A 9,386-nucleotide genomic window follows, 5' to 3' on the forward strand; every position below is an offset into this window, starting at 1 on the left:
CCCTCATAATTTCATCAAAAATTAATCAATTTTTTATCCACTTTTTGTCATTTTTACTGTAATTTATGATACCGATCACCCAAGTTGCGCGAATCTTCACAACGGCAGAATTTTTAATATTTAATTTCCCGCTCTCGCTCTCCCTCGCTCTCCCTCCCTCTTCCTCCCTCTTCCTCTTTCCCTGGCCCCCTCTCCCTGTATCACCCTAAAATTTAAGATTTTTGAGTGACGAATCATGGCACGATCGCAGCGCGTTTTGATACCATGCAATCAAGCGCAAGACAATCAGGGAATGCACTGGAGGTGTGTAAATGGAGCTTTTGGCAGAACAAAAACGGTGCTTGGATTGCTTGGTAAGCTCGATCGAGCAATTGGGAGGTCGAGTAGACATTCCAAAGCTGGAGCAGATAGCTGAGCTAATCATTCAAACGATGAGAGGGCCTTGGCGCTACTTTCACACGTCGGAACACATTTTTGAGGTCGGGGGGTCAGTCGATCCGATCGAGGTGCTGGCTGCGCTGTTTCACGACCTCGTGTACGTGCAAGTCGATCAGGGCGTTAGTTTCAATATTAGCAGCGCCCTTTGTCCTTTTGTCAAAGAGGTGCGATCGCAGTTAGTTATTAGAGATGAAACCGAACTGCCCGACGATGCCATGTATCATCTAGTGGCCTCAGTCTTTGGGTTTATTCCCGGCAAGACTCTCTCTCCGTTTGCCGGCCAAAACGAATTTTTGAGTGCCGTTATTGCTGCCAAATGTTTGGAGCCTTTTTTGCCAGCTAGTACGATCGCTGAGATAACAGCTTGCATTGAGGCTACTATTCCTTTCCGCCCGGTTTCGCCCAGTGGTTTGAGCGCGATCGAACTTTTGCACGAGCGTTTGGTAAGTATAAATCGCGATTTTAACTTTGGATGGAGCAATGGCCAAACCGTAGAAATTGTCAAGCGGGCTGTCAGGTTAGCAAATAGAGATGTCGAGAATTTTGCCTCTCGAAATTCCTCTAATTTCTTAGACAATACCTGGAATTTGATGCCAGAAACCAACCACGAGTTGACCAATGTTAATTCCTATACTGTTGCCGGATATCGCAGGTCTCTGCAAAAAATGGAAGGATTTTTGAACTTCCTCAAACCAGAACTGGTTTTCCAGCAGTTTAGGCAAGAGCCGGACGATGAAACCTACGCTAACCTGATTGCCCGAACTCGCAAAAATATCGAAGTTGCTAAACTTTATCTGGGGGTCAAGCTAATTACAATCGCCATTTTAGAAGCTCTTTCCTATCGTTTGGGGCGCGATATTCCGCTTTCAACTATGATGGGAGAATTACGCACACCAGGATTTAAAACCTCGGTTTTGGAGGATTACTTGCCCAACCGACAGAGCGCCTACCCCTTAGACAGTCAGTTGCAAAGAGAAGTTTTAGACCTGCTAGAAATAGGACGCAATCAAGAATCGCGCTATGATATTAAAAACTCCCCGGTTTCTACGTTTATTATCAAATCTATCGGCTTTGCTGAAACAGAAAACTTTTTGAAGAAAGCTCAAGAGTTTTTTGCAGATCCTACTTCCTCGGAAGAGTTTCTCTCTTACTGCGCTCCCGATGTCATCGAGACCATCTCCTCCGGCGTGATGAAACTCTTTGACAGCAGGAAGACGGCTTTAGGGAAAGTTAAATTAGTTCACCAAACTGTTTCTTAGGATAGGTTGGCACAATCTTAAAACGTTTTCCATCGCACAAACCCGGTTTCTTAAGTTCAGCCACAATGTCCGGTTAGTCTGAGATGTTGCACCATTCTCAATAACGGGATCTGGGGCCTGTTCCACAAAGAATTAGTTTTCTTTTGGGGAGTAGGGGTTGGGCAGGAGATCCCGCCTATAGCAGGCTTATTGATAATGGTGCAAGATTTCAGTTTAAACCATAAAAAAAGTCCTCTTTAACTAAGATGTTGCACCATTTTCAATTAGCCTGTTCTTGAGAATGGTGGCAGATATCAGCTTTAAAGGACTTTAGCTATGAGTCTGAGGTTTGAACCTCTGGCGGACTAATTCGACATCCAACTTCTATTGTGGTGAACCAGTCGCACCCTCTGCGCCGGAGTTGCTCTCAGGTACAGCGGTATCCGTAGGATTAGAATCGCTCCGGCTTTCGGTATTAGTTTCGCCGCTCGTACCTGCTCCAGGAGCGCCCTCATCTTGAGTTGGAGATGGAGTAGCTGAACTCTCAGGTGCTGGAGTTGATGGAGTGGAATCTGGCTCATTCTGCGGAGTCGGAACCGTAGTATTGGTATTACTTGAGGGCGAAGATGGAGACGGCGCTGCTTCCTGAGCGGGTGCATCTTGCTGCTGTGAATTTGGAATTGTAATATTGATATTGGGAGCCGGACTTGCTTGAGGATCGGGATTTGCCTGTTGAGCTGGACTTGGTTGAGGAGCGGGATTTGCCTTTTGAACAGGAGATGGTTGAACCGGAACCGGAACAATCTTTTGAATGATCGTTTTTTCTCTCTCTATAGTCCGAGTCGGAGCTGGTGTTGCTGAAGGCTGATTCGCTTTCGGTACAACAATCACAGGAGCAGCAGTAGGAGTAGGAGCCTCCTCACCCCGATTGAAGTAATATACACTGCCCAGAACTAAGCCTGTCAAAGAAGCAAGAAGAATCCCTAACAGTAACCCGCGACCAGCATTCTGGTTGTCGCGGACTTCTTGGACTCCCAGTTGGCGGTGGTTTTCCGCCATTTCACCCTGTACATAACCTTGGTGATGAGCTGCTTCTTTAGAAGGCTTCCCCGTTGTACTCGGAACACTTGTAGTAGTTCGCGTTGTACTGACGTGACCGTTAGTTGCATCAGTGTGAACTTCTTGATGAATTTCACGGCTAGAGCTATTTTCTTCGTTAGGTTTCATAATTATCTTCGCCACAACTATTCAAAAAATATTTGTCTGTAGGAGATGCTCTGGTTTAAAAACTTGAGCTAAGCTGTTGAGCATTTAAATCGCTTATTTCGATTTACTGTCAAGATTCAAGTGTAAGCGTTGGGTGTTTTGCTCATGAGTTTAAATGCTTAACAGCTTTCGGCTTAGGGAGTTTAGAGAACTTTTGGTTTTTCCTTCATTTGTATCCAATCTAACTCGTTAAGGTATTAACCAGGCTCTACCCCCAGAGTGATTCCCAAGTCCCCAAAGGCATAGGATTAGCCGGACTTCAACAAAGAATGTCGGCTAAATGAGTTATTTATAATGCTTGCTGTGCAAGCATCATAGCACTCCTAAATGAGTCGTAAAAAATTACGACTCATTTAGGAGTGCTATATTTATAAAGCCCGTTTGTGCTTGAAATGTGTTTAAGTCCGGTTAGATAGCCACAATTAAGTTTTTAGTAATAAAGACAAGTTTTTTCTCATCTATCAAGAGAGGATAGTCGTACTCACTACCAACAAGCTTTATTAGGGGATATTAACCGGACAGGAGCCTTACTAACAACTGAATTTTTTTATTCTGTTCTTTCAATGATGATGGTCATGTGAGCTACTAATGCACCTATCGCTCCTACTGCTGCAATGACTGGAAACAAGGCCGCACCGATGACTCCACCGACTACTCCCACCGTCAGAGGAACTTCTACTAAGATCCGTCCCTCTTCATTTTTGATAATGATGCGGCGGATATTTCCTTCGTGAATCAATTCTTTAACTTTAGTAACCAAATCGTCGCCATTAATTTTTACCTCCTCGACGCTAACTTTTTCCTGAGTATAAGCAGGGGTTTCTAAAGGAGTCGTTTCAAAATTAACCTCAGCAACTTTTTGGGCAGAAACTTTTTCAGATACAGGTATTGATTCCAGCTCTCTTGTCCCAACTGGTTCTTGTGCGCGATCTGTAGGTGTGTCCATTTTTTGTTTTCCTTTTAGGTAAAAGTATTTTTGTATAGAATTAGATTGAAATATAACATGCAACCTTTTTTGAATCAATCATTCTTTTGGGTGATCTTGCTGCTGCAGTCGTGATTTTCTGAAGGTATGATGATGAAAATTCTCTCACTCTCTCGCTTGTGGGCTTATCCCATCTGTCCCTATCTCCCTGTGCCGTTTAGTTAACTGTCTGCTTCTGGCCCTCGCACCGCCTAACCATTGAAAAACTTTGAATCCAGACAACGAAAGGATGAGAGCGACTTTCACACTCTCTGAGCCTCAGACTCAACAGGTGTACAGGTTGAAATACTGACATTGTACTGAAAGTACGATCGTCCCGCCGTGTATACAATTACCACCTCTAGTTCGGGAAACCGCACATGGAAACCGTCGTTTACTTTCTTCATATGTCATTTCAATTTAGCTCAGTGCGATCGCCCAACCAAACCCCACCCCCCGAGGTTCCTCAAATCAACATCTTAGAGTTTCTAATGAGAATTGCCTAAAATCAAGGGGGAGGAGAAATAATAATGATCGAAATATTATGGCAACCAAACCAACTTCCTCAAATTGATGTTGAAGCTGGGGAAAAGTCGGGTAAAATAGAATTATTTCTTTCTGCTTCCTCTTGATTCTCCGTGTCGGATTTGCCAGCGAGAGAGTTTGAATCTCAAGTTCGTGGCCCGACGGTACTTTTGTGGAAACTTTTAAGGCACATTAAGCGGATGTGTGGAATGTGAGTTTGAGTTGCGATCGCACAACTTTAGCATCTGCCAGGAAAAATTTCGTCGGTGAAGCTTGGGAGTGTCGATGTGGCTAAACTATAAGCTGCCGAACTTGACAAATTGCTCGCCATCGGCTCTCCTTAGGTCGGAGACTACCTACAATACAATCTTCGGGTTGAGTACGATCGGCATTTGTGCAAAAAAACTGACAATTGAGATTTATTAGCAATTGCCGGAAACCTGTTTCGCCTGAATTTTAAAATCGGGCTATCTGTTGCGGATTTGTCGCTATTCTTGTCTTATTGTAATATAATTTTACGCAAGGGGTAATACGAAATGTACTGCCACAGGTCGCAGATGTCTATCAATCTGAACCAAATTAATGTCATCAAACATTAAAAATAGTTATGACTGTTATATTCGGATTAGTAAAATCTTGGATATATAAAATTCAATACATAGTCAGGTTTCAAAGGGGTGTCTGCTGTTAAATCAATCTAACCTGCAATATGGTTTCGGAGGACAACAGCACGATTTAATAAAAAAAAATCCTGCTGAATTAACTCGATTCGAGGGAGCAGAGGGAAGTTGATGAATAAGCTATAAAAAGAGTTGAAAAAGCCGTCTAAATAGTAGGCAAGACTCCAGCAGCCAACCGCAACTGCCAATTACCAAAGGAGGGAGCAGTGTATGAAACGGACGGGTTGAGTCCCCAGAAATCGCCGCTTGGTTTGCGATCGACTCTACAGGAATTAACTCTGTACGACTTTCTCCTAGAATCTGAGTGTCCCGGGGACGAAGTTGCTAAAATTTTTCAAGCAAACCCTTTAGTTCCGGGCATCATCATCACTCAGCAAGGAAAGTTTATAGGGATGATTTCGCGGCGGCGTTATTTTGAACACATGAGTCGCCCCTACAGCTTGGAGTTATTTTCTCAACAGCCTTTGTTCATACTCTACCGCTTTACTAAAACTGATATGTTGGTTCTCGATCGCGAAACCTCAATTATGACGGCAGTGCGGCAGTCTTTGGAGCGATCGCCCGAACTAATCCACGAACCAATTGTAGTACAAGTAGAACCCGAAATTTACAAACTTTTAGACGTACACCAACTGCTCCTTTCTCAGTTGCAAATTCACGAGTTATCAACCGTGGCGATGCGCGAGTCGCAAGCGCAATTGAGACATCAAGCCCAACAGCTCGAACTTGCCCTGCTGGAACTTCAGCGCACTCAAACTCAACTAATTCAAACAGAGAAAATGTCTTCTTTGGGGCAGTTAGTAGCAGGAGTAGCTCACGAAATCAACAATCCGATCGGCTTTATTTATAGCAATTTGCACCACGCTAAAGAGTACACGCAAGGTTTAATGCGGATGCTCGACATCTACCGACAGCACTGTCCCGAACCCATCGCAGCAATTGAAGCGGAAGCCGAAAAAATCGAACTCGATTATTTGCTAGAAGACTTGCCGAAAGTCTTAAATTCTATGCAGCAAGGTGCAGAAAGAGTGCGCGACATCGTTTTGTCGCTGCGGAATTTTTGCAGATTAGACGAAGCTGAAATGAAGCAGGTCAACATTCACGACGGTATCAACAACACGATTATGCTGTTGCAAAGCCAGCTTAAAGGGAAACCGGGGCAGGAGGCGATCGAAATTCACAAAGAATACAGCGACTTGCCGCTGGTGCAGTGCTATCCCGGACAGCTCAATCAGGTATTTATGAATATTTTACTTAATGCAATTTACGCTATTGTTGAGTCTAATAAATACAAAAATGTCGATAAAAAACCCCCTAAAAATTCCCACTTAGGCGATCAAAAGCAGTCTTGTACAACGACTCAATCCTCACTTTCTAAGTCTAGCCGCCTGATTCCTACGATTCGGATTTGCACGGAGTTAATTGAGAAAAAAAAGGTAATAATTAAAATTTCTGACAACGGCCCGGGGATGACAGAAGATGTTCGCAAGCGGTTGTTTGACCCTTTCTTTACTACTAAGCCTGTCGGCCAAGGAACGGGTTTAGGACTGTCGATTAGCTATGAAATTGTTGTCAACCAACACGGGGGGGCATTGAAGTGCTTTTCGGAACCGGGCAAAGGAGCAGAATTTGCGATAGAAATTCCACTTCAACAGTCTTCCCTAGCACATATTTTGCCTCGCTTTGCGTGATAGAACAGATGGAAGATGGAAGATGGAAGATGGAAGAAGCAATATAAACTTAGGGACTCGGCTGTTGAAACCGCAGGGTAAACGCATCTTAACTTTAACCCAAAATATGCTACACTTAGAGCAGACTAATTTTCTATGTAGTTTCTTGTAGTTTGGTGATGCTAAGTAGTTAGACAGAATTAATTACACAAATACATAGTAGAATGATATTCCAGGCAAAATTATGAGTTAATTACAATTTCATATGATGTTTCTCAGGGAAATAAATCCTATTTCGTCTAAATTGCTAGAGCGAATTTATCGCCAAAGCAGACATCATTACGTCACGCGAGCACATTGCGTCATATTAGCTTCGCAAGGAGTAAAAAAAGAGAGTTGATGAATATTTTTAAAATAAGTTATAAGACCCTCTCTAACTGGTTCAATCGGTGGGAACTTGAGGGAATAGTAGGACTTTATATAGCAAGTCTATTTGAGTCATGAATGTAGAACTACCTGAAACGCTTGTGATCATTGAATCGATTGTTTACAAATCAAATGGTTTTGCTATAATAAACCAGGAAGAGGTTCTAAGCCACTATTTAACACTTCGCAAAAAGCCCAAATTAAAGAGTGGGCTAAACAAGAACCAAGGCAATTAAAAAAGGTTAGCCAAAAAGTTCAAGAGACCTGGGGCATACGTCCTAGTACAAACACAATTCAAAGAATACTAAAAAATCTGAAGATGAGTTGGCATCTCCTTCGTAAAAAAGTGGCAGGAAAGCCTCCTTCCCAGGAAGATCAAGATAAAAAGGCACAATTAGAAGAATTAAAGCGATTGGATGATGAGGGTCAAATTGATTTATATTACTTGGATGAAACGGGATTTTCTTTGATTCCTTGTGTTCCCTATGGTTGGCAGGAAATCGGAGAATATTTAACAATTCCTAGTCGTAGTCAGCGAATGAATGTACTAGGAATCCTGAAGCGAAATAACCATCTTGAAACTTATATTTCATCTCAAAGTATTAACTCTGATGTGGTTATTGCCTGTATTGATGCTTTTTTCCCCACAGTACATAAGCCAACGGTGATTGTCACAGATCAAGCTTCTATTCATACCAGTGATTCTATTGTCTACAAACTTGAAGAGTAGAAACAACGTAATATTACTCTTTTTGAGTTGCCTTCTTACTCTCGTCAACTAAATTTAATTTAAATTGAAACTTTAGGGTGGTTTATCAAGGATGAATGGATTGATATATCTGCTTACAAAAGTTGGGAAACTTTTGTTGCATCTGTGGAAAAAATCTTGAAAGAATTTGGAGAAAACTATGTAATTAATTTTCTTTAGCTACTTACTAAAGGTCAAGAAACTCAAGCCCGGTGAAGCTGACCTTTCACCCAGTGTGACGCTATCTAAAAGCAAAGATCCCAACTTTGTTCGTACTACCGTTTACCTCCCCAAACTTCTGCACCGCCAACTTAAATCCGCAGCAGCACAATCAGGTCAGGAAATGAGCGAGCTGGTGGAGAAGTCGGTCGCTCAATACCTCCAGCATTTGAATCCCGACGACAGTCTGTAAACATTTAAATATTTGAATGTTTAACCATTTAAACCTCTAACAGCGAAAAGTACACAATTCCTCGCTGTGGAGCGCGTGCTGCATTCATTGGATTGTGAGGCTGCTCATAAGCTTGACCTGGACGATGAGAAGGGGAGCGGCTGAGAGTGAGGAAATTGTGGCAACGGGGGACGATCGCCAAGAGTGTTGGTAGGGATATATTAGCGACTTCAATCTAACTGCGCCCTCACCGCCCTCTCGGCTTCCTCAAAGTGGTCTTGAGAAACCAAGGGTGCAGCAACCCAAACCAAGCACCAGAAAACCAATCAGCGAGCGCCATTAATAACTTAAATTCTCAATAAACTGACGACAACAATTTTTACATTTAAATCGCTGTTTCCCCTAATAAGTCTTTCCATTTTTAATAAAAAACTCGTTTTGACAATTAGGATATTCCATACTTTTACCTCGGAAATTTATGTGGATTTAATATTAAACCATTACTGTACATCACTACCAAAGCATTTAACTACTTGCGGGACATATTAGTAGAGCAAGGATTCCTCGCCCTACTAAAAGCTTTAAAGCAGAGTAATTGCAGTCGATGCCGGAGCGCTGATCGAACCTGGGCCAAAGCCCAAATTCACCACCCCACCAGCCAAACCAGGAAGATTGTTAATCGTCAGACTAACGCTAGTTTGACCGGGATTAAAGTTCACCGTGCCTCCCGAAGGATTCACAGCAAATGGACTAATGTTGTAGTCTATGTTGTTCACAGGTTGATCACCACCAGGGGCAACAATCAAATAGTCGATCGAAGCCGAAACCGAAGTATTGCCAGTCCGATTAATCGTAAACTGTCCAGAACCACCATTAATAATAGGATCGGGAGATGAACCGTAAGAGAAGAAAGTCGGAGGCACAGCAGTAGTATCAATATTAGAAATCCCTTGATATTCAATATTCCGCACTAGGTAGTCGGAACCATCGTTTTTGAAGGAGGTGGCCGCGTAGGCAGCGGTGGGGCTATCGTAGGCTTT

Annotated in this window: 6 protein-coding genes and 2 pseudogenes; 4 read left to right on the forward strand and 4 right to left on the reverse strand. The window is 42.8% G+C overall.

Features of this window, described 5'->3' with window-relative positions; all coding sequences use genetic code 11:
- The first annotated feature begins 311 nt into the window (after positions 1–311).
- Entirely contained in the window at positions 312–1,697 is a 1,386-nt protein-coding gene (locus tag QUA57_RS22970; protein WP_333063795.1) for a hypothetical protein, read from the forward strand.
- Between the two features lie 363 nt (positions 1,698–2,060).
- Here QUA57_RS22970 and QUA57_RS22975 read toward each other — a convergent pair whose 3' ends face one another.
- From QUA57_RS22975 to QUA57_RS22985, 3 genes are all read right to left on the reverse strand, one after another.
- Positions 2,061–2,903 carry a hypothetical protein gene (locus QUA57_RS22975; protein ID WP_333063794.1) on the reverse strand — a complete coding sequence of 281 codons (843 nt, stop codon included), beginning with the start codon at positions 2,901–2,903 and terminating at the stop codon, positions 2,061–2,063.
- 586 nt (positions 2,904–3,489) lie between these two features.
- Positions 3,490–3,888 (reverse strand): DUF4342 domain-containing protein, encoded by a 399-nt coding sequence (locus tag QUA57_RS22980; RefSeq protein ID WP_333063792.1) that lies wholly within the window; start codon positions 3,886–3,888, stop codon positions 3,490–3,492.
- Between the two features lie 281 nt (positions 3,889–4,169).
- Positions 4,170–4,313 carry a hypothetical protein gene (locus QUA57_RS22985; protein ID WP_333063790.1) on the reverse strand — a complete coding sequence of 48 codons (144 nt, stop codon included), beginning with the start codon at positions 4,311–4,313 and terminating at the stop codon, positions 4,170–4,172.
- Positions 4,314–5,317: 1,004 nt separating this feature from the next.
- On the opposite strand from QUA57_RS22985, the gene QUA57_RS22990 reads away from it, so the two are divergent.
- The 3 genes and pseudogenes from QUA57_RS22990 (at position 5,318) to QUA57_RS23000 (ending at position 8,367) form a co-directional block, all read left to right on the forward strand.
- A complete protein-coding gene (locus tag QUA57_RS22990; RefSeq protein WP_333063788.1) occupies positions 5,318–6,802 on the forward strand; it encodes an ATP-binding protein in 1,485 nt (494 codons plus the stop codon).
- A gap of 244 nt (positions 6,803–7,046) precedes the next feature.
- Positions 7,047–8,135 (forward strand): annotated as a pseudogene (locus QUA57_RS22995) (IS630 family transposase).
- Positions 8,136–8,190: 55 nt separating this feature from the next.
- Positions 8,191–8,367 (forward strand): CopG family transcriptional regulator, encoded by a 177-nt coding sequence (locus QUA57_RS23000; RefSeq protein ID WP_333063786.1) that lies wholly within the window; start codon positions 8,191–8,193, stop codon positions 8,365–8,367.
- 560 nt (positions 8,368–8,927) lie between these two features.
- Here QUA57_RS23000 and QUA57_RS23005 read toward each other — a convergent pair.
- A pseudogene (locus QUA57_RS23005) lies at positions 8,928–9,386 on the reverse strand (hypothetical protein); the annotation flags it as partial.

The organism is Microcoleus sp. Pol7_B2, assembly GCF_036701035.1.
GTDB lineage: Bacteria > Cyanobacteriota > Cyanobacteriia > Cyanobacteriales > Microcoleaceae > Microcoleus.

Coding starts and splice junctions, on each gene's coding strand:
- QUA57_RS22980 (WP_333063792.1), bottom strand. CDS start 3,888: ATGGACACACCTACAGATCGCGCACAAGAACCAGTTGGGACAAGAGAG.
- QUA57_RS22970 (WP_333063795.1), top strand. CDS start 312: ATGGAGCTTTTGGCAGAACAAAAACGGTGCTTGGATTGCTTGGTAAGC.
- QUA57_RS22975 (WP_333063794.1), bottom strand. CDS start 2,903: ATGAAACCTAACGAAGAAAATAGCTCTAGCCGTGAAATTCATCAAGAA.
- QUA57_RS22985 (WP_333063790.1), bottom strand. CDS start 4,313: ATGAAGAAAGTAAACGACGGTTTCCATGTGCGGTTTCCCGAACTAGAG.